This is a genomic window from Reyranella sp., from assembly GCF_004297405.1.
Lineage (GTDB): Bacteria > Pseudomonadota > Alphaproteobacteria > Reyranellales > Reyranellaceae > Reyranella.
In genome coordinates, this window is the sequence record NZ_SCVC01000006.1 from 139,325 (window position 1) to 158,494 (window position 19,170).

17 protein-coding genes are annotated in these 19,170 nt (G+C 65.6%); 9 read left to right on the forward strand and 8 right to left on the reverse strand.

Annotation, left to right across the window (positions count from 1 at the left end; all coding sequences use genetic code 11):
* Positions 1-55: 55 nt before the first annotated feature.
* The 3 genes from EPO50_RS02880 to EPO50_RS02890 all read left to right on the forward strand — a co-directional run bounded on the left by EPO50_RS02880 (position 56) and on the right by EPO50_RS02890 (position 4,084).
* Positions 56-1,147 (forward strand): FkbM family methyltransferase, encoded by a 1,092-nt coding sequence (locus EPO50_RS02880; protein ID WP_296341143.1) that lies wholly within the window; start codon positions 56-58, stop codon positions 1,145-1,147.
* Between the two features lie 227 nt (positions 1,148-1,374).
* Entirely contained in the window at positions 1,375-2,469 is a 1,095-nt protein-coding gene (locus tag EPO50_RS02885) for a tetratricopeptide repeat protein (protein WP_296341144.1), read from the forward strand.
* Between the two features lie 37 nt (positions 2,470-2,506).
* Positions 2,507-4,084: a hypothetical protein gene (locus tag EPO50_RS02890; protein WP_296341145.1), complete on the forward strand. Its 1,578-nt coding sequence runs from the start codon at positions 2,507-2,509 to the stop codon at positions 4,082-4,084.
* Positions 4,085-4,111: 27 nt separating this feature from the next.
* Here EPO50_RS02890 and EPO50_RS02895 read toward each other — a convergent pair whose 3' ends face one another.
* Both EPO50_RS02895 and EPO50_RS02900 read right to left on the reverse strand, forming a co-directional pair.
* Positions 4,112-5,278 carry an FkbM family methyltransferase gene (locus EPO50_RS02895; protein WP_296341146.1) on the reverse strand — a complete coding sequence of 389 codons (1,167 nt, stop codon included), beginning with the start codon at positions 5,276-5,278 and terminating at the stop codon, positions 4,112-4,114.
* 132 nt (positions 5,279-5,410) lie between these two features.
* Positions 5,411-6,745: a nucleotide sugar dehydrogenase gene (locus tag EPO50_RS02900; protein WP_296341147.1), complete on the reverse strand. Its 1,335-nt coding sequence runs from the start codon at positions 6,743-6,745 to the stop codon at positions 5,411-5,413.
* 156 nt (positions 6,746-6,901) lie between these two features.
* Between EPO50_RS02900 and EPO50_RS02905 the strand changes: the two genes are divergently transcribed.
* Both EPO50_RS02905 and EPO50_RS02910 read left to right on the forward strand, forming a co-directional pair.
* Positions 6,902-8,395, forward strand: a complete 1,494-nt coding sequence (locus EPO50_RS02905) for a leucyl aminopeptidase (RefSeq protein WP_296341148.1) — start codon at positions 6,902-6,904, stop codon at positions 8,393-8,395.
* A gap of 20 nt (positions 8,396-8,415) precedes the next feature.
* Positions 8,416-8,868: a DNA polymerase III subunit chi gene (locus EPO50_RS02910; protein ID WP_296341149.1), complete on the forward strand. Its 453-nt coding sequence runs from the start codon at positions 8,416-8,418 to the stop codon at positions 8,866-8,868.
* A 37-nt stretch (positions 8,869-8,905) separates the two neighbouring features.
* On the opposite strand, the gene EPO50_RS02915 is transcribed toward EPO50_RS02910, so the two are convergent.
* Positions 8,906-10,003 (reverse strand): hypothetical protein, encoded by a 1,098-nt coding sequence (locus tag EPO50_RS02915; protein ID WP_296341150.1) that lies wholly within the window; start codon positions 10,001-10,003, stop codon positions 8,906-8,908.
* A 5-nt stretch (positions 10,004-10,008) separates the two neighbouring features.
* Positions 10,009-11,046, reverse strand: coding sequence for a cyclase family protein (locus tag EPO50_RS02920; protein ID WP_296341151.1), 1,038 nt, complete (start codon positions 11,044-11,046; stop codon positions 10,009-10,011).
* Between the two features lie 135 nt (positions 11,047-11,181).
* Between EPO50_RS02920 and EPO50_RS02925 the strand changes: the two genes are divergently transcribed.
* Positions 11,182-12,408 carry an MFS transporter gene (locus EPO50_RS02925; RefSeq protein WP_296341152.1) on the forward strand — a complete coding sequence of 409 codons (1,227 nt, stop codon included), beginning with the start codon at positions 11,182-11,184 and terminating at the stop codon, positions 12,406-12,408.
* Positions 12,409-12,424: 16 nt separating this feature from the next.
* On the opposite strand, the gene EPO50_RS02930 is transcribed toward EPO50_RS02925, so the two are convergent.
* Positions 12,425-14,314 carry an ABC-F family ATP-binding cassette domain-containing protein gene (locus EPO50_RS02930; protein ID WP_296341153.1) on the reverse strand — a complete coding sequence of 630 codons (1,890 nt, stop codon included), beginning with the start codon at positions 14,312-14,314 and terminating at the stop codon, positions 12,425-12,427.
* Positions 14,315-14,444: 130 nt separating this feature from the next.
* On the opposite strand from EPO50_RS02930, the gene ndk reads away from it, so the two are divergent.
* The gene (gene ndk / locus EPO50_RS02935) at positions 14,445-14,867 is read left to right on the forward strand and encodes a nucleoside-diphosphate kinase (RefSeq protein ID WP_296341154.1); all 423 of its coding nucleotides are present in this window, start codon (positions 14,445-14,447) and stop codon (positions 14,865-14,867) included.
* A gap of 72 nt (positions 14,868-14,939) precedes the next feature.
* On the opposite strand, the gene EPO50_RS02940 is transcribed toward ndk, so the two are convergent.
* From EPO50_RS02940 to purM, 3 genes are read right to left on the reverse strand one after another with little or no spacing between them, the layout of a single operon-like run.
* Positions 14,940-15,143 carry an aa3-type cytochrome c oxidase subunit IV gene (locus tag EPO50_RS02940; protein ID WP_296341155.1) on the reverse strand — a complete coding sequence of 68 codons (204 nt, stop codon included), beginning with the start codon at positions 15,141-15,143 and terminating at the stop codon, positions 14,940-14,942.
* 41 nt (positions 15,144-15,184) lie between these two features.
* On the reverse strand, positions 15,185-15,835 hold the full coding sequence (purN, locus tag EPO50_RS02945) for a phosphoribosylglycinamide formyltransferase (RefSeq protein WP_296341156.1): 651 nt from the start codon (positions 15,833-15,835) through the stop codon (positions 15,185-15,187).
* Positions 15,823-16,965: a phosphoribosylformylglycinamidine cyclo-ligase gene (gene purM, locus EPO50_RS02950; RefSeq protein ID WP_296341157.1), complete on the reverse strand. Its 1,143-nt coding sequence runs from the start codon at positions 16,963-16,965 to the stop codon at positions 15,823-15,825. Before purM ends, purN begins: the two co-directional genes overlap by 13 nt.
* Before the next feature lie 44 nt (positions 16,966-17,009).
* Here purM and EPO50_RS02955 point away from each other — a divergent pair, with 44 nt between their 5' ends.
* Together EPO50_RS02955 and EPO50_RS02960 are read left to right on the forward strand one after the other, a co-directional pair.
* Positions 17,010-18,098 carry a DUF2066 domain-containing protein gene (locus tag EPO50_RS02955; RefSeq protein WP_296341158.1) on the forward strand — a complete coding sequence of 363 codons (1,089 nt, stop codon included), beginning with the start codon at positions 17,010-17,012 and terminating at the stop codon, positions 18,096-18,098.
* A complete protein-coding gene (locus EPO50_RS02960; RefSeq protein ID WP_296341159.1) occupies positions 18,077-19,165 on the forward strand; it encodes an AI-2E family transporter in 1,089 nt (362 codons plus the stop codon). Before EPO50_RS02955 ends, EPO50_RS02960 begins: the two co-directional genes overlap by 22 nt.
* The last annotated feature ends 5 nt before the right edge of the window (positions 19,166-19,170 follow it).

Consider the following 19,170-nt stretch of genomic DNA (forward strand, 5'->3'; position numbering starts at 1 on the left):
GCCACGCCTGATGATCGCCGGGCTAACCGGGCTGTGGCGTGCCGCGAGGCGCCCGGTGAGCGCAGAGACGGTGAAAATCGACGGGTTCGAGCTGGGCAGCTTCACGCTGCATGGCGATACGCGGACCGAGACCGAAAGGCCGCTTCGCGTCGCCCGCTCCGCAGAGGCGTGGTCCTACCTCGTAAGCTGGCCGAACCGCTGGACCGTTTCTCAGATCATCGGCCGTGGCTTGCGAGTCGAACTGGACGTGCGCTTGATGTCGGGGCACGCCGAGATCGGCCTGGTTGCCGGCGACTTCTCGACCTTCGTGTGTCGGGCGGAGCTTTCCGACGGCGATCAGAAAGTCGTTCTCGAGGCGCCGGACGCGACCGCCGTGGCGGCCGTCGTCATTCGCTGCAGCGAGGAAAGAGGCACAGTCACCGTGGAAGTCGCCACGCTGGGCAGCGTGATGACGGCGACGGCGAAGAGGCAGGAGAGGGGCTTCCTCAACAAGAACGCGACCGACGATCTGGCGGCACGGCTCACGGTGCCGAATCCCGTCGTCGTCGATGTCGGCGCCAACAAGGGCGATACGGTCGCGCGATTCGTCGACACCTTTCCGACGGCGGATGTCTGGGCACTGGAGCCGCATCCGGACACTTTCGCCGGCATGGCGCGGCGCTTCGAGGGGACTTCGCGCGTGCGACCGCGCCGGTTGGCGCTCAGCAGCCGGGCAGGCACGTCGACGATGCACAGCTACACCAATGCGGCGATCAACTCGCTCTCGCCGATTGCACAGGGCGCCGAGGGCCTGATCGACGACACTGTGGTAGCCTCCGCCTCCGTCGAGGTCGAATTGCAGTCCCTGAGGCAGTTCTGCACGAACGAGGGACTGGACCGGATCGACATCCTCAAGCTCGACACGCAGGGCCATGAGTTGGAAATCCTGCAGGGAGAGAGAGAATTTCTGCGCAGTGGCCGCATCCGTTTCATTCTTGTCGAGTTATTGTTCTCGCCGCTCTATGCAACGCAGGCGAAAGCCGGTGAGGTCATTGGGCTGCTCGAAAGCTGCGGTTTCAAGCTGTTCGACTTCTATGACTTCGTTTACGACGAGGAGAGTGGTCTCAAATGGGGGGATGCGCTGCTGGAGTTCACCTCTGCTCCGTGATCTTGCTGGGAGCTGTGCGCAATAATGTTGCGTAACTGCTTGACGACAGTCGGTCGGTACGTTAGCGGGGCGCGTCTAAACCTGCCCGGCAGAGATGAGACTTTACGCCAACCTCCTCAGGCTGAACGCATCGATTCTCTCGGCGACCCGCCACAGGGGTCAACACAGTTGGGAGCATTCGAGTGAGTGACGTGGGTATCTTGTCGAAACTGTCGGAATCCCTTCGTGTGAAATGGCGAGAGCGCAGTAATCCGACTCGAGCGACGGGGGGCGGCAAGCCGAACGCCGACACGGAAGCCGACCAGCTCTATCTCCGCGCGCGCGTCATTGCGCGCGGCGGCGATTCCGACATGGCGGTGCGTCTCTTCGAAGACGCCATCGCGCGCGCGCCGCAGTTCGATGCCGCAGTCGAAGCGCAGGCCGAGCTGCTGGATATGACGGGGCACAGCGACGAGGCGAAGGCCAAATACACCGAGGCGCGCAGCATCAGGGCCGCCACCCGGCAGGGACCGCCGGATCGGCCTTTCGCCGTCCGGCAGCGTGGGAACTTCCGCTCGGAGATCAGCGCCTACGACACGGTGCTGCGGTCTCTCAAGAAGAATGCGCTGCCTTACATTGCCCGCGGCAACGCCTATCTGACGAGCGGCAAGCCCGAGCAGGCGCTGGCCGACTACGAACGCGCGCTCAAGCTCAAGCCCGGTCTACTGGATGTGCAGGCGATCAAGGCCGAAGCCCTGTCCGCGATGGGCAAGTACGACGAGGCGCTGACGACGATCGACGCCGTATTGACCGCGCGCCCATCGGACGCCGAGGCGCTCAGCACCCGCAGCGTCATCCTGATGGGACTCGGTCGTCCCGACGACGCCAATGCCGATCTCAACCGCCAGCTCGCGCTGCTGCCGACCAGCCAGGCCGCGGCCCGCGCCTGCATCGCGCTTCGCCTGGCCGCCTACGAGCTGGCCTTCGCCGAACTCGACAGCGTTATCGCCAGGCAGCCGCACGATCCCTATTGGCGTCTCTATCAGGCGACGGCCCGGATGCGCCTTGGCCAGCCGCCGGCTTCGACACCCGTGGTGGCGCAGGGGCCCTGGCCCGCGATACTTCTCGCCTTCCAGGCCGGGCAGGCCAGCGAGCAGGACGTGATGGCTCAGGCCGACACCGATTGCCGTCGCGCCGAGGCCTGGTTCCAGTTCGGCGCGCATGTCGCGAGCCGTGACCTGGAGGTCGCGAAGCGGCATTGGCGGCAGGTCGTCGACCATGCCGCGCCGTCCCTGATCGAACACGCCGCCGCACGCAACGAGCTGAAGCGGATCGGCGGCTGAGCATTTTTAGCAGTCACATCACCTGGACGAGGGTTGGATGTTCTCGGTAATTCTTTACGGCCGCAACGACAGCCACGGTTACAACCTGCATAAGCGCGCAGCGATCAGCTTCAACGCGCTGGCCGAGGTGATGTCCGATCCCGACGACGAGATCCTGTTCGTCGACTACAACACGCCGGAGGATCATCCGACCTTTCCGGAGGCGATCCACGATACGCTGACCGACAAGGCGAAGAAGGTCATGCGCATCCTGCGCGTGCGCCCCGAACAGCACGCCCATCTCAAGTCGAAGACCCATCTGGTCGCGCTCGAATGCCAGTCGCGCAACGTGGCGCTGCGGCGGTCCAACCCGAACAACCGCTGGATCCTCTACACCAACACCGACATGCTCCTGGTGCCGCGCACCGAAGGCGAGTCGCTGAGCGACATCCTGGGCGCCGTGCCCGATGGCTTCTACCAGATCCCGCGCTTCGAGCTGCCGGAGATGTTGTGGGAAGCGGCTTTCGACCGCCGCGATCCGGCCGAAAACCTGCGCAAGCTGCGCGACTGGTCGGTGCGTTTCCACCTGAACCAGGTGGTGCACAATTTCATGCCGATGAAATACGACGCGCTGGGTGATTTCCAGGCGGCGTTGCGCGAGGACATGTTCGCCATTCATGGCTTCGACGAGGAGATGGTCCTCGGCTGGCATTGCGATTCCAATCTCGCCGCTCGACTGGCGCTCTATCGCGGCCGGGTCGATACGCTGATCGACAAGCTGTTCGGCTACCATTGCGACCATACCCGCGTCGCGGCGGCCAACAACAAGGGCCGGCAGACCAAGATGAACGATCAGGATCGTTACATCTGGGACGTGTCGACGCCGTACCTGCCGGCGCAGGCCGAGACCTGGGGCTGGCCGGACGTCACCATCGAGGAAGTGCGGCTTGACCGCGAGACCTCCTACCAGCGCTTCACGGCCGGCCTCGACGCCGCCATGGAGCCCGCGACCGTCCCCTACACGACGACGAGCCTCGAATGGCAGCTCTACGACGACCTGAGCTACGACCTGCCGCACACCCTGCCGTTCGTCTGCGACCAGGTGCTGACTTTCCCGCGCTCGACCTCGGTGATGATCGTGGCGACGCGTGCGGAGTTCGTGACCCGCTTCGCCAAGGCATGGCAGGGCATGGGCTTCTCCGGAACCCTGCTGGTGCCGGATGAATGCGAGGGCCTGCCGACCGATCTGCCGAACGTGAAGAGAGGTCCGTTCAAGGAGCTCATCGGCCAGACGCACATGTTCATCTTCGAGTTCGGCCTGGCGACGCAGCGCGCCGACGAGCCGGTCCGGCGCGGCCGTCTGGCGAGCCCCGTCGACGAGAAGCGGTTGAAGGCGGTCGCCAAGCTGTTCCGGCAGGCTGCGTCGACCGAACACGAGACACGTCCCGCGGGCCGTCGCCTGCCACGCCGCTTCATCGGCGTGAACGTGATCTACAACAAGTACTGGCCGCTGTTCACCGATCACATCGGCGCCAACATCAACCCGTTCTGCAGCCAGGTGCTCGCGGGCATCCCGCGCGAAGATCCGTCGCTGCGCGGCAAGGTTCTGCGCTTCCGCGGTCGCCACGCCGTCTAGCCTGCACGAGAACTAGACCGCGGCGCCCTAGTCGTCGGTCAGCGTCACGTTGTCGGGGTTGAGGAAGGACTGCAACGCCGCGCGCAGGCGGCGGCGTATCGTGCGCGGCGGCGGCAGTGGCGGCACGTCCGGCGGCGGGTAAAAGGCCGGTGTGTCGGCCTCATAGGCGGCGATGTATTCGGCGTAGCTCAGCGTCGGCTCTGTCTGTGACTCCGTCTCTGGCTCCGGTTCCGTCTCAGGCTCCGCCTTTCCCTGCGTCTGCCTGGCGAGCAGTTCGAGGCTGTTCTGGACGTCGATTACCGCGCCGAGCTTGTCCCGGTAGGTGAGCAGCAATTCGGCGGCGGCATCGGGCTGCTGCCAGATGGAGAAGATAGCGGCGAGCTTCGCCATCTTTTCCACTGACATGGCATCGCCCATCGCGCGCAGGTGCGGCGCCGCCGGGTCGCGCGCATAGAACGCGTCGGCCTGGATAGGCCGTCCGGTGACAGTCTGGGCCGGTGACGTAATGGCAAACGGCGAGGGCAGGGCGGCCATGGCGTAGTTGCGCACGTCCAACCCCAGAAGCTCGAAGCCCCGGTCGCGCATGAAGCGGTCGGTATTGTGGAAGACGTGCTCAGTATCGTCGGTGGTGCCGTAGAAGTTCACCTCCAGGCGCGCGGCCAGCAGGCCAAGATCGTCGAGATGGCCATCGAACGAATTCAGCACCTGATAGTCGGGACCGTCGATGTCGATCTTGAGAAGGTCGACGTCGCTCCAGCCCAGTTCCTTCAGCACGTCGGGTACGACCACCGGCTTGTTGGGATCGGCGAGCCGGGTCAGGGTCCAGAAATTGTGGCGAAGCTTCTCTTCGAGGCTTGCCGCTTCCAGGCGCGCTTTCCTGAGCTGCAGGGTCCGCCAGGCACTCGTCCGAAAAATCGGGTTGTACGGATAGAGGGGTTTGCCCGCGATCCGACGGGCAAATAGATGATCGGGCGACAGGCCGACGAAGCCGCCGATGTACTTGATGTTGGCGTGCGTTTCTTCCCGCGTGAGGCGCTCGCATTCGTCGAGACTGGCGTCGAAGGCTATCGCACGCAGCCGCGGGCCGAACACCCGCCAGGCCGGATCGATGCCGCCGGAACAGCCCACATCGATGAGCGTGAACAGCTCTGATTTGAGACTGTCGCCGACATATGCCGCGAAGGCGGTGCTCATGTCTGGATAGATATCTGTCGTTAAGGAGGGCGTCAATTTGTCGGCTGATTGCAGCCGCCGTGATTCGAAAGCCAGCAAAAAGCCCGCTGGTGCGGGCTTTTCACGATGTCTTCCAATGAAGGGGCGAAGGCCTTACCGGCCCGATCCGAGATAGAGCACGTCCGCCACGTCGGCGAACTTGTCGGCCGGCAGCGTGCGCCACAGGTCGAGCACGGTGAGGCGCTGGCCGTTGCTGCGCTTGCACCATGCCGGATCGAGTTCCTTGTACTCGGGCCAGCCGGTCGCGACGATCAGCAGATCGGACTCGCGCACCGCGCCCTCGATCGAGGAGGCTCCGACCACCTTGTCGCCCAGCACGGCGAGCGCGGCGTCCTGCGCCAGCGGATCGTGCACGGCCACGACATAGCCAGCGTCGGCGAGCTTGGCGGCGAGCTTCACGCTGTGGCTCTCCTCGACCACCGGCGTCTGCGGCTTGTAGGAGAGGCCCAGGATCGCGATGCGGGTGCCGGCCTTGGCAAACTTGCCGACGAGGCCCGAGAGGCGCTCGATCTGGAAGTTGTTGATGCGGTCCGTCGCCTCGGCCACGTCGGCGCGGGCGCCGATCTTGCGGGCGAGGGCGGCGAAAGCCACGTTGTCGCGCGGGAAGCAAGGGCCGCCATAGCCCATCGCGCCCTTGAGGTACTTCGCGCCGATGCGGGTGTCGGCACCCAGCGCCTTGGTCACCACGTCGACGTCGGCGCCCGGCAGGCGGTCGCAGATGTCGGCCAGCATGTTGGCGTAGGAGATCTTGGTGGTGACGTAGGTGTTGACCGAGATCTTGGTCAGCTCGGCGCTAACCCAGTTCATGCGCTGCACCGGCGGCTTCTTCTCGCACATCTGCAGGTAGATGGTCTGCAGCATGTCACCGGCCTTGGAATCGCTCTCGCCGATCAGGATCGAGTCGGGGAACAGCATGTCGCGCACGACCGTGCCCAGGGCGATGAATTCCGGGTTGTAGCAAAGGCCGAGATCCGGACCGACCTTGCGGCCGGACGCGGCTTCGAGCGCCGCCTTGATCTCGCTGCCCGTCGAGCCCGGCATCACCGTCGAGGTGATGACCACCATGTGGTAGCCCTTCTTGTTCTTCAGCGCCTTGCCCAACGTCTCCATCGCCTGCAGGACGAAGCGGTTGGAGAAGAAGCCGGTGCTGTCGGACGGCGTCGGCACGATCACGAAGCTGGCGTCGCTCTTCTGGACGGCCTCGTTGGCGTCCATGGTCGCCGTGAGTCGTTCCCTGTTGGCGGCGATCAGCTCGTTGAGCTGCGGCTCGACGATCGGCATCTTGCCGGCGTTCAGTGCATCCACGAACGTCTTGTTCACGTCGAGGCCGATGACAGAGAAGCCGCGGCTGGCGAGCACCGCCGCGAGGGGGGCTCCAAGCTTGCCAAGACCAACGACCGAGACGCGAGGCAGAGTTCCTGTGGTCATTTCCATGTCCGTTTTGAGGGCCGGTACTGATACTGGCGCTCGCGGACGGACGCCACCCCGAATTTGCAGTGGTCTGCGGGCGAAACATCGCTTGCGCCCTCCCGTCGCAGGGGCGAAAAATCGGCGCCAAATACGCGCCAGGAACGAGGGAATCGAATGAAAGTAGAGTTTTCGGCCTTTCCGAAGGCCTTTTCCGGCAATGTTGCGGTCTTCGTTGCAGCCGACAAGCAGCTCCTGGCGACGGCCCAGGCCGCAGACGAGAAGGCCGGCGGCGCCCTGACACGCGCCCTCGCTGCGGGGCGTTTCACCGGCGCCAAGGGGCAGACCCTCACGGTCCTTGGCAACACCGGCGACATCGACCGCTTGTTGTTGCTGGGTGTGGGCAAAGGCCGTGAGCTGGATGCCCGCGCTGCGGAAGGGCTGGGCGGCGTCATCGCGGCCGAAGCCAATGCCGCGGGCCACAAGGCCGTCACCGTCGTCGTCGATCCGGTGAAAGGCAGCCGCCTGACGCCGGGCCAGATCGCCGCCCGCATCGCGCTGGGCGTACGGCTGCGCAACTACCGCTTCGACAAGTACAAGACCAAGGACAAGCCCGAGCAGAAGCTCTCGCTGGAGAAGCTCACCGTCGTGGTGAACGGCCCGGCCGACGCGCGCAAGGCCTATGCCCAGCTCGAGCCGACGATCGATGCCGTGTTCTTCACGCGTGATCTGGTGAGCGAGCCTGCCAACCTGCTTTATCCCGTCGAATTCGCCCGTCGCGCCAAGGAGCTGACCAAGCTCGGCGTCAAGGTCGAGGTCCTGGGCGAAGCCGAGATGAAGAAGCTCGGCATGCATGTGCTGCTGGGCGTCGGGCAGGGCAGCGAGCGCGAGTCCCAGCTTCTCGTCATGCGCTGGATGAACGGGCCGAAGAACCAGGCGCCCGTGGCGCTGATCGGCAAGGGCGTCACCTTCGACACCGGCGGCATCTCGCTGAAGCCGGCCGGCGGCATGGAAGACATGAAGTGGGATATGGGCGGCGCCGGCGCCGTCACCGGCGCGATGAGGCTGATCGCGGGCCGCAAGGCCAAGGCGAATGTCATTGCCGTCTGCGCGCTGGTCGAGAACATGCCCGACGGCAATGCGCAGCGGCCGGGCGACGTGGTGAAGTCGATGTCGGGCCAGACGGTTGAAGTCATCAACACCGACGCCGAGGGGCGGCTGATCCTGTGTGATGCCATGTGGTACGCACAGGAGAAGTTCAAGCCGCAGGCGATGGTCGAACTGTCGACCCTGACCGGCGCGATCATCGTGTCGCTGGGCCATGAGCGCGCGGGCCTCTTCTCCAACAACACGCCGCTGTCCAACAAGCTCAGGGCCGCGGGCTCGCAGATCGGCGAGAAGCTCTGGCGCATGCCGCTCGGGCCCAAGTACGACAAGATGATCGATTCCGACATCGCCGACATGAAGAACGTCAGCAATGGCCGCGACGGTGGTTCGATCACCGCCGCGCAGTTCCTGCAGCGCTTCGTGCAGGAGGGCGTGGCCTGGGCGCATCTCGACATTGCGGGTGTGGCCTGGTCGAGCAAGGGCGACAGCACGACGCCCAAGGGCGCCACGGCCTATGGCGTGCGGCTGCTCGACAAGTTGATCGCCGACAACTACGAGCGTTGAGCTCAGGAGGACCAGGAGCGATGGCGACCGAGGTCAACTTCTATCACCTGACCCGATCGTCGCTCGAAGACGCCTTGCCCCGCCTGCTGGTGAAGACCCTGCAGGCGGGCGAGCGCGCCGTCGTGATGCTGGGCTCGGCCGAGCGGGTCGATTCGCTCAACACGCATCTCTGGACTTACGATCCGAACGGCTTCCTGCCGCACGGCTCGGTGCGCGATGGTGAAGCCGATCGTCAGCCGGTGTGGCTGACGCATCTCGACGAGAATCCCAACGGCGCCGCGTTCCTGTTCGTGGCCGACCGTGCGCGCTCCGACAAGGTCGGCGACTACAAGCGCTGCTTCGAGCTGTTCGACGGCCGCGATGACACCGCCGTCGCCGACGCCCGCGAACGCTGGAAGACCTATAAGTCCGCCGGCCACGCTGTCGTCTACTGGCAGCAGACACCGACCGGCGGCTGGGAGAAGAAGGCTTAAGCTGGGGGCGCGCCACTGGAGTGGCGCGCCCCCGGCGCTAACGCTTCGAGCGTGGCGACAGGTAGGCGCGCCAGGCGGCCTTCAGGCGCTCGCCGAGAGGGATCGGTCCTTCGGGGCGGTAGAAATCCGGCGGATCGGTTTCGAACCTTGCCATGTAATCGCGATAGCTGAGCGGCCGTGCGCGCTCCGGCTGGGCCTGGGCGGCAAGGAGGTCGAGACCGCGGTCGACATCGAAAGTCGAAGCGAGCTTCTCGCGATAGTGCAGTAGCAATTCAGCGGCGGCGTCGGGAACCTCCCAGGCCGAGAGGATTGCCGCGAGCTTGGCGACCTTCTCTACGGACATGGCTTCGGACCCCGAGGCGCCGATGTGGCGAATGAGGTCCCGCGCGTAATAGGCCTCGCCCTGGAACGGACGGCCGGAATGAGTCTCGGCCGGCGTCGGCCAGATGTAGCGCGCGGGCAGGGCGCGCGTGGAGTAGTTGCGCACGTCCAGCCGGAACAGGTCGAAGCCCTGGCGGCGCATGAAGCGGTCGGTGTTGTGGAAGGCATGTTCCTCGGCCGAGCCATCACCGATGAAGTTCACTTCGAGCTGGACGGCGAGCAGATGGAGCGGCGCCAGGCGGCCATCGAACGATTGCAGGATTTCCCAATCGATGCCGTCGGTGTCGATCTTGAGATAGTCGAGATCGGTCCAGCCTTTGGCCGCCAGCAGGTCGGGCACGACGACAGGCCTGGTCGGATCGGCGAGGCCTGTCATCTCCCAGGCGTTGTGACGGAACTGTTCCTCTGCCGAAGCGGTCTTCAGCCGCTCCTCACGGATCTCGCGCGTGCGCATGAAGCTCATGCGGTCGCGCATCTTCATGATGTGCGGTGCCGCAGGTCCGGCCGAGAGATCGACCGGCTTGTCGGCGCGCGGGCTGACGAAGGCCGCGACGTACTCGACGTCGGGGTTGCTTTCGGCGGCCGCCAACCGCTGGCACTCGCTTGCGCTCGCATCGATGCCGAGCGCACGCAGGTGCGAACCGAACGCCCGCCACTTGGGATCGAGGCCGCCCGAGCAGCCGACATCCAGAAGCGCGAAGCGTTCGGCCTTGAGACCCTGCGCGACGAGTGCCGAGAGCGACGGTACGGCCACGATGCTCAAACGGTCGCGACGGGAGTCGCGGGCGAGCCCACGGCGCCAGGCAGGCGCAGCGGCGGCGCTGTCAGCAGGAAGCGCGAACGCTTCTTGTCACGCAACCATAGCGCCAGGTCCTTCAGCCACCAGATCTCGCCCAGGTTCAGGCCGAGCTTGAACAGGCAGTGATTGTGGATCGGCAGTGAAGGATGCTCGGCGCCTTCCGGGCCGGGCAGGGCGGGGACCGCCTCGACGCCGTAGTTGTCGGCAATCAGCGCGGAGATCTGACTGTCGGTGATCCACTGCAGCAGCCGCTGGTCGCGGCCATCGAGTACGCTGCACATTGCATGCGCGCGCGCCGGATCGACTTTCTTGTCCATCTTCACGATCTCATCGGTGAACCCGGTGTAGAGCAGCAGCATGTCGCCCGGTTCGACCACGACCTTGTCGGCGTCGAGGACGCGCTTGAAGTCGTCGTAGTTCACATACTTGTGGTCGCGACCATAGTGCTTCTCGAGGTCGACCAGCACGGCACGGCCCTGGATCGCCTTGGCCGCCATGTTCTCGACGCCGAGCTTGTGGGCATAGGAGAGATGGCCGCAGCCGTCGCGGCCGGCGTCGGGCTGCGGGCCGACGACATCGGAGCCGGCCTTGAAGCCGTTGTAGTAGAGCGGCTCCGGCACGCCATCGCCGTCGGCGTCGAACATGCCGCCGACATGGGCGAGCGTATCCCACTGCGTCGAATACTGGAGCGTCAGGATCACGCGATCGTCGCTCGCGACGTCCACGAACATCGGGTTGAGGCTGTTGGTCAGGAAGTTGAAGCGCCAGCCATTTTCGTCGCCAGTCGGTGAAAGGACGGGCGGCAGACGGCGTGGGTTCAGAACGTTGCCGCCGGGGAAGTCGAGCGGCAGGCTCAGACAGAATGAAATGCCTTCCTTCACCTCGGCGATGCCTTCGAGCACTTTCTTCGGGGTGATCAGGTTAAGGCGCCCGAGCTGATCGTCGTCACCCCAATCGCCCCAGGTCGAGCCCTCCGGGCGATGCTTCCATCTTTTCATACGCTTCTCCCTAATGCCGGCGCGGACACTAGCAAGTAGGGTTGCATCGCGTCATCACGGGCGCATGGCTCCCCCGCAGATTTCCGAAGAACGTTCGCGCAGCGGATCGCCTAATATCGCCATGAAGAGGTGTCGATGTCTGCAACCACCGCCGAGCCGTTTCGGCACGATGTCCGGGTGATCAGCCTGATCGGCGTTGCCCATGGTGCCAGCCACTACTATCAGCTCGCTTTCGCCACGATGCTGCTGATCGTTCGCCAGGAAGTGGGCCTCAGCTACGCCGATGTCGGCCTGCTGGCCGGCATATTCTATGGCGTCTCCGGCGTGGCGCAGACCGCGGCAGGCTTCGCGGTCGATCGCTTCGGCGCGCGGCCGATCCTGGCCGGCGGTCTGTTCGTCGTCGGTGTCGGCCTGGGGCTGATCTCCTTCGCCCATTCGTTTGCAGCCTTTGCCGCCATCGCCGTCGTCGCAGGCCTCGGCAACTCGGTCTTCCATCCGGCCGACTTCGCGCTGCTTAACTCATCTGTCACGCAAAGCCGGCTGGGCCGCGCCTATAGTATCCACGGCCTCGGCGGTTCGCTGGGATGGGCGGCGGCGCCCATCATGTACTTCCTCGACAGCATGTTCGGCTGGATCGGCGCCGCGCTGATCGGTGCGCTGCCGGGCATCATCCTGTCGTTCCTGGTCCTCATCCATCGCCGCGAACTGGTCGATCACCGTATCAAGGAACGCGCAGCGGCCGCACAACACGGCACAACGCCGGCGTTGACGCTCTTCCTGCAGCCGACGCTGCTGCTCTGCCTCGTCTACTTCGCGCTGCTCGCGGCCAACACGGTCGGCATCCAGCAGTTCGCGGTGCCGGCCTGGGGCAGCATGTTCGGCGTCACCGAAACCTACGCTGCTTTCTGCCTGATCGTGTTCATCGTGGGATCGGCCGCCGGCATGCTGGTGGGCGGTCTCTTCGCCGATCGCGTGCGTCGTCACGATCGCGTCGCGGCGATCGGGCTGCTCGTCGCGGCAGCATTCACCGTGCCGATTGCGATGCAGGCCGTATCGCCGGCGTTGCTGCCGATCGTGCTGGCGCTGGCCGGCGCGGCAGGTGGTGCCACCAACCCGTCGCGCGACATGATCGTGCGCAACGCCACACCGCCCGGTGCCACCGGGAAGGTCTTCGGATTCGTCTACTCTGGCCTCGACATCGGCTCGTTCCTGGCACCGCCGCTGTTCGGCTATCTCATGAACCTGGGCCTGCCGGCCGTGATCTTCTGGATCGCGATCGGTCTCTACGTGGCGAATGTCGGCATCGTGATGTCGCTCCGCCAGAGCGGCGCTGCGAAGTCAGCGCCGGCCGCGGCGGAGTAGGGACGCGCCCCCAGCCTTAGGCCGCTTCGAAGGCTTCCTGCGCGACCATCCACTCGTGCTCGGCATGCGCCAGCTCGCGCTCAAGCCGCAGCTTTTCCTTCTGCAGGTCGGTCGCGAGAGCTGGCGGGCCTGAGTAGGTCGCGGGATCGGCGAGCTTGGCCTCGATGTCGTTACGCTGCTTGGTGAGCGTGGCGATGTTCTTCTCGGCCGCTTCCAGGGCGCGCTTCAAGGGGCCGCGCTTGACCTTCTCGGAGGGGGGCGGTGCAGGAGCGGGCGTCGAGGCAGCCTTCTTCTCTTTCTTTTCCTTCTTGCTCTTGGCTTCCTTGGCGGGCCGTCCGCTGCGCTCACGCAGCAGACGCGACTGATAATCGTCGATATCGCCATCGAAGGGTGTGACGCTGCCGTTGGCCACGACCCAAAGCTGGTCGGCGACCATCTTCACCAGATGGGTGTCGTGGCTCACCAGCACGACGGCGCCCTCGAAATCGTTGATGGCGTCGACCAGCGAGGCGCGGGCATCCATGTCGAGATGGTTGGTCGGCTCGTCGAGCAGCAGCATGTGCGGCGCGGTGCGGGTGGCCAGCGCCAGCAGCAGGCGGGTCTTCTCACCGCCGGACAGCACGCCGACTTTGAGGTTGGCGCGATCGCGCGAGAAGCCGAAGCGTCCGAGCTGGGCGCGCACCTTCGCTTCGCCGGCACCCGGTCCCAGCGCGCGGTTCATGTGGTCAAACGGCGTCGCCTCGTAGTCGAGGCTCTCTTCCTGGTCCTGCGAGAAGTAGCCGATCCTCAGCTTGGGCGTGCGCTTGATGCGGCCCTCGCGCGGCTGCAGCCGGTCGGACAGGACGCGGATGAAGGTCGACTTGCCGTTGCCGTTCTGGCCGAGCAGCGCGATGCGGTCGTCCATGTCGATACGCAGGTCGAGGTTGCGCAGGATCGGCGGACCGTCGGGATAGCCCACCGTCACTTCGTCCAGAGTCTCGATCGGCGAGGCGAGGATGTCGGGCGAGGGGAAGTTGAAGGCAATCCTCTCCTCGATCGGCACCGAGGCGACCGGCCCCAGCTTCTCGATCATCTTCATGCGCGACTGCGCCTGGCGTGCCTTGCTGGCCTTGGCTTTGAAGCGATCGACGAAGGCCTGCATGTGCTTGCGCTGCGCGGCGACCTTGGCCTGCTGCGCGGCATCGTTGGCCAGACGCTCGGCGCGCGTGCGCTCGAAGAAGTCGTAGTTGCCGGTGTAGGGCACGAGCTTCTGCTGATCGATGTGCACGATGTGATCGCACACGTCGTTCAGCAGGTCGCGGTCGTGGCTGACCATCAGGAGCGTGTTGCGGAATTTTCGCAGATGCTCGGTCAGCCACATCATGGCTTCGATATCGAGATGGTTCGACGGCTCGTCGAGGATCAAGAGATCAGGATCGCTGAACAGTGTGCCGGCCAGCGCCACGCGCATGCGCCAGCCGCCGGAGAACTCGCCGCAGGGCCGCGACTGGGCTTCGTTGTCGAAGCCGAGGCCGCTCAGGATCGCAGCCGCCCGCGACGGCGCCGAGGCCGCGCCGATCTCTTCGAGCCGCATATGGATCTCGGCCAGTCGCAACCCGTCGTGGCTGGTCTCGGCTTCCGCAAGCAGCGCCGTGCGCTCGACGTCGGCTGCAAGAACGGCATCGAGAACGGGAATGTCGCCACCCGGCGGGTCCTGCGGCACCGAGCCGATGCGGGTGCGGCCCATCAGGTTGATCTCGCCGCTATCGGCTTCGGTCTGGCCCTGGATGATGCGTAGCAGGGTCGATTTGCCCGCGCCGTTACGGCCGACCAGGCCGACCTTCCAGCCATCGGAGAAAGCCACCGACGCGCGATCGAAGAGAACGCGTTCGCCGTGACGGAAGGAGAGGTCGCTGACGTGAAGCATGGGGCCGCGGCGTTTAGCATGCGGGAGAGGCGGGTCCAACCGGCTTGCCGCATGGGGACCCCGCGTTTATAAGGCGCGCCCACATGCCAAAAAGCACATTGGCAGCAGGAAAATCGGGCAAGAGGACAATATGGCCGTCGAACGCACTTTCTCGATCATCAAGCCGGACGCGACCCGCCGGAACCTGACCGGCAAGATCAACGCCCGGTTCGAGGAAAAGGGTCTGCGCATCGTCGCCCAGCGGCGCATCTGGATGAGCCGCCAGCAGGCCGAGGAGTTCTACGGCGTGCACAAGGCGCGGCCGTTCTTCAACGACCTTTGCACTTTCATGACGTCGGGCCCCGTCGTCGTGCAGGTTCTGGAAGGCGAGAACGCCGTCACCAAGAACCGCGAGATCATGGGTGCCACCAACCCGGCCAACGCCGACGCCGGCACGATCCGCAAGGATTTTGCCGAATCGATCGAAGCCAACTCGGTGCACGGTTCGGATTCGCCGGAGAATGCCGCGATCGAGATCGCTTATTTCTTCGCGGGCTCCGAGGTCGTCGGCTGAGGCCGGCCTCCTGAAACGAAAAAAGCGGCCCGAGAGGGCCGCTTTTCTTTTGTCTGCGTTCTTGCCGGAGCGTCAGCTCAAGACGGCAAAACCGATCAGCAGGGCGATCGAGCCGCCAACACCCAGGAGCAGGCCGAGGATCGACAGGCCGCCCACGAGGCCCAGCGCCATCGAAGCCAGCAGGACCACGATCCACAAAAGCGAGAAGGTCACGAGCTTGTTGAAAGCCGCGTAAGTCTCCTGGTGTGCCCTGTAGTCGTCCGGTGCGTCGGCCATATCTCGTCCCCGATGAAAATCGTTGGCCACTATATACAGAACTAGGGTTCCGGCGAGAAGAGGAGCGTCGCCGCACGCGGAACGCCGTTAACCGCGACCTTTTCGCCGTCGACGGCGATCCGGCCCTCCGCAAACCAGCGCACTACCAGTGGGTAGAGGCGATGCTCCTGCCGCAGGATGCGTGCTGAAAGTGTCTCCTCGGTATCGTCGGCAAGCACCGGCACGGCCGCCTGGGCAATGATCGGCCCAGAGTCGAGATCGGGGGTCACGAGATGCGCGGTGCAGCCGCTCAACCGCACGCCGGCATCGAGTGCCTGCCGGTGCACGTGCATTCCCTTGAAGGCCGGCAGCAGGGATGGGTGGATGTTGATCAGCCGTCCCGCCCAGCGCGTGGGAAACCATGGGCTGAAGATGCGCATGAAGCCCGCCAGCACCACGAAGCCCACGCCATGGCGCTCCAGCTCCGCCGAAACCGCGCGATCGAACGCTTCGCGGTCGGGATGGTCGCGATGCGAGATCGCCACCGTCGGCACGCCTGCCGCCGCAGCTATCGCGAGGCCCGGCGCGTCAGCCTTGTTGCTCACGACGCAGGCGATCTCGGCGGGATAGTCGGCGGCTTCGGCGGCGCGGATCAGCGCCGCCATGTTGCTGCCGCGTCCCGAGATCAGAACGCCGACCTTCAGCTTCGCCATAGAGTGTCGGCGTGATCCACGACGCAGTCGGCTTCGTCGGTCGGCGCTCGCTCGATCGTGCCGACCTGGTGCACGGTTTCACCGGCCTCGGTCAGCGCCTTGGCGACGCGCTCGGCGTCGGCCGCTGCCGTCACGACGATCATGCCGAGCCCACAATTGAAGGTGCGCAGCATGTCGTCGGTGGGCACCTGGCCCACGTCATGCAGCCAGCGGAAGACGGCAGGCGCCGTCCAGCGCCGCGCATCGAGGCGTGCGCGTAGGCCATCGGGCAGGCAGCGCGGCACGTTGCCGGGCAGGCCGCCGCCGGTGATATGCGCCAGGCCCTTGATCGCACCGGTTGCTCGCACCGCCTGCAGCACCTGCTTCACATAGATACGCGTCGGCTCCAGCAGCGCCTCGCCCAGCGTCTTGTCGGCGAAGGGCGCCTTGTCGGTGTATTTGAGCCCGCTACGCTCGACGACGCGGCGCACCAGCGAATAGCCGTTGGAGTGCGCGCCACTCGATGCGAGGCCCAGCACCACGTCGCCGACCGCAATGTCGGCGCGCGGCAACAGCGCGTCGCGTTCGGCAGCGCCCACGGAAAAGCCCGCGAGATCATAGTCGCCGTCGGCATACATGCCGGGCATCTCGGCCGTCTCGCCACCGACCAGCGCGCAGCCTGCACGCCGGCAACCTTCGGCGATCCCCGCGACGAGGCGACGTCCGACATCGACGTCGAGATGGCCGCTCGCATAGTAGTCGAGGAAGAAGAGGGGCTCGGCGCCCTGCACGACGATGTCGTTGACGCACATCGCCACGAGATCGATGCCGACCGTATCGGGCACCGCCGCTTCGATGGCGACCTTGAGCTTGGTGCCGACGCCGTCGGTGCCGGACACCAGGATGGGATCCTTGAAGCCCGCAGCCTTGAGATCGAACAGGCCGCCGAAGCCGCCGAGTCCGCCCATTACACCAGGACGATTCGTGCTGCGTGCGAGTGGTTTGATGTGCTCGACGAGTTCGTCGCCCGCATCGATATCGACGCCCGCATCCTTGTAAGTCAGGGGCGGCCGATTGTGGCCACGCCCTTCGGAGGCGTCGTCGGGAGAATCGTCGTGAGGGGCGTCGGGCTTCAAGCCGGGCTCATTCATGCTAAGTAGGTGGCGCGAACATAGCCAAAAACCGGACCCCCGCAATGCCGATAGGCCGCTGGTTTTCCACGATTGTCGCCGCGCTCCTCGCGGCCTTAGCCGCCGGCACCCTGTCGGTGGGCGCCTTTGCGCAGGCTCCGGCCGGCAATGCCTACGCTGTCGATGGCGTCGATGTCGATGCCACGGGCCCCGATCCCGTGAAGGCGCGCGACCAGGGCATCCGCGATGCCCGCCGCAAGGCCCTGCAGATCCTTGTGGATCGAATGGTGGCGCCGGAGGACCGCGCGCGCTTGCCGCAGGTCAATGACGCCCAGCTCGAGAGCATGGTCCGCGGCGTCGAGTTCGTGCGCGATCGCTCGGCGCCCGGCCGTTACATCGCCACGTTGAACGTCGTCTTTGCGCCGGACCAGGTGAAAGCCTGGATGAGCGGCTCGGGCGCCAAGGTCGTCGAGACCGTCCAGAAGCCGGCGCTGGTGGTGCCGCTGTGGAAGGGCCGGGACGGCCTGCAGCCGCTGGACGATCGCAATGCATGGCGTGACGCCTGGCAGCAGCTCGACAATCCCAACAGCGCCGTGCCGCTGACCGTGATGCGCGGCGACCAGACCGACCAAGGCGCGATGTCGCCCGAGGAAGCCTATGTCGGCGACATCTCGGCCCTGTCGCGGCTCAATGCCCGCTATCGCGCGCCCATGATCATCGTGGTGACCGTCGAGGGCGACAAGGCGTCAGGCCCGCTCACCGTAAGCGGCCTGCGGTACGACACGCAGACCGGCCAGCGGAGCGAGATCCCCAAAGTGTCGCTGACCGACAGCAAGCAACTCCCCGACGCTGCCAAGAAGGCGCATGCCAAGGTCGAAGAGGATTGGCGCGGGATCGCGACGGTGCGGCGCGACTCGCAGGACTCGCTCGACGTCATCGTGCCGATCCGTGCGCTGGGCGACTGGGTGCAGGTCCGCCAGCGGCTGGGCTCGGTGCCGTCGGTCAAGAACGTGGCGGTGAAGCAGCTCGAGTCGGATCGCGCCGAGCTGCGGCTGGACTACTTCGGCACGACGGACGAATTGCAGCGCACGCTGGCGCAAGCCGGCCTCGTGCTGGCCAAGGATGCCGATCAGTGGCGCCTGCAACCGAGGTGACCACGTCGGGCCGCTGGCGCTTCTGGGTCGTCGCGGCCGCCGCCTTCCTGTTGGTCCTGTGGCTGCTGAACGACATCCTGCTGCCGTTCGTCGTCGGCATGGTCGTGGCCTACTTCCTCGATCCCGTCGTCGTGCGCCTGCAGCGGATGGGCCTGTCGCGCACCATGGCGACAACGGCGGTGACGATCGTCGCCGTCCTGTTGGCCGTCGGCGTCTTCATGGCGATCCTGCCGCCGCTCTTCGGGCAGATACAGGCGCTGATCGTCAAGGCGCCGGAATACTTCGTGAAGGCGGTCGCACAGATCCAGCCACTGATCGAGCCTCTGCGCGACAGGTTGGGGCTGTCGCCGCTCACCATGAACGACCTGCAGACCGAAGCGACGCAATGGGCCGGCAAGGCGCTCGCCGTCGCCGGTGGCGTGGCCGGCACCATCGCGCAACGCGGCGTCGCCATCATCAATCTGCTGGGCCTGCTGTTCATCACACCCGTCGTCACCTTCTATCTGCTGCGCGATTGGGAGAAGGTGCTGGCGGCGATCGACGGCGCCCTGCCGCGCGATCATGCCAGCACGATCCGCAAGCTCGCCCATGAGTCCGACGCCGCCATCGCGGGCTATGTACGCGGCCAGGCGCTGGTCTGCCTCGCCCTGGGTTCGATCTACGCCATCGGCCTGTCGCTGGTCGGCCTGCAGTTCGGGCTGGTCATCGGGCTGATCGCCGGCGCCATTTCCTTCATCCCTTTTGTCGGCACCTTCGTCGGGGCCGTGATGGCGATCGGCATGGCGCTGGCGCAGTTCCCGCCGGAGTGGATGGGCGTGGTGAAGGTCGCAGCCGTTTTCCTGTTCGGCCAGACCCTGGAAGGCAATGTGCTCTCGCCCAAGCTGGTGGGTGATCGGGTCGGGCTGCACCCGGTGTGGATCATGTTCGCCCTGCTGGCCGGTGGCGTGCTGTTCGGCTTTGTCGGCGTCCTTGTCGCCGTTCCCGTCGCGGCGGTGATGGGCGTGATCGTCCGACATCTCCTTGCGCGCTACCGCGAAAGCGATATCTATCGCGGCACGGTCGACTGACCACC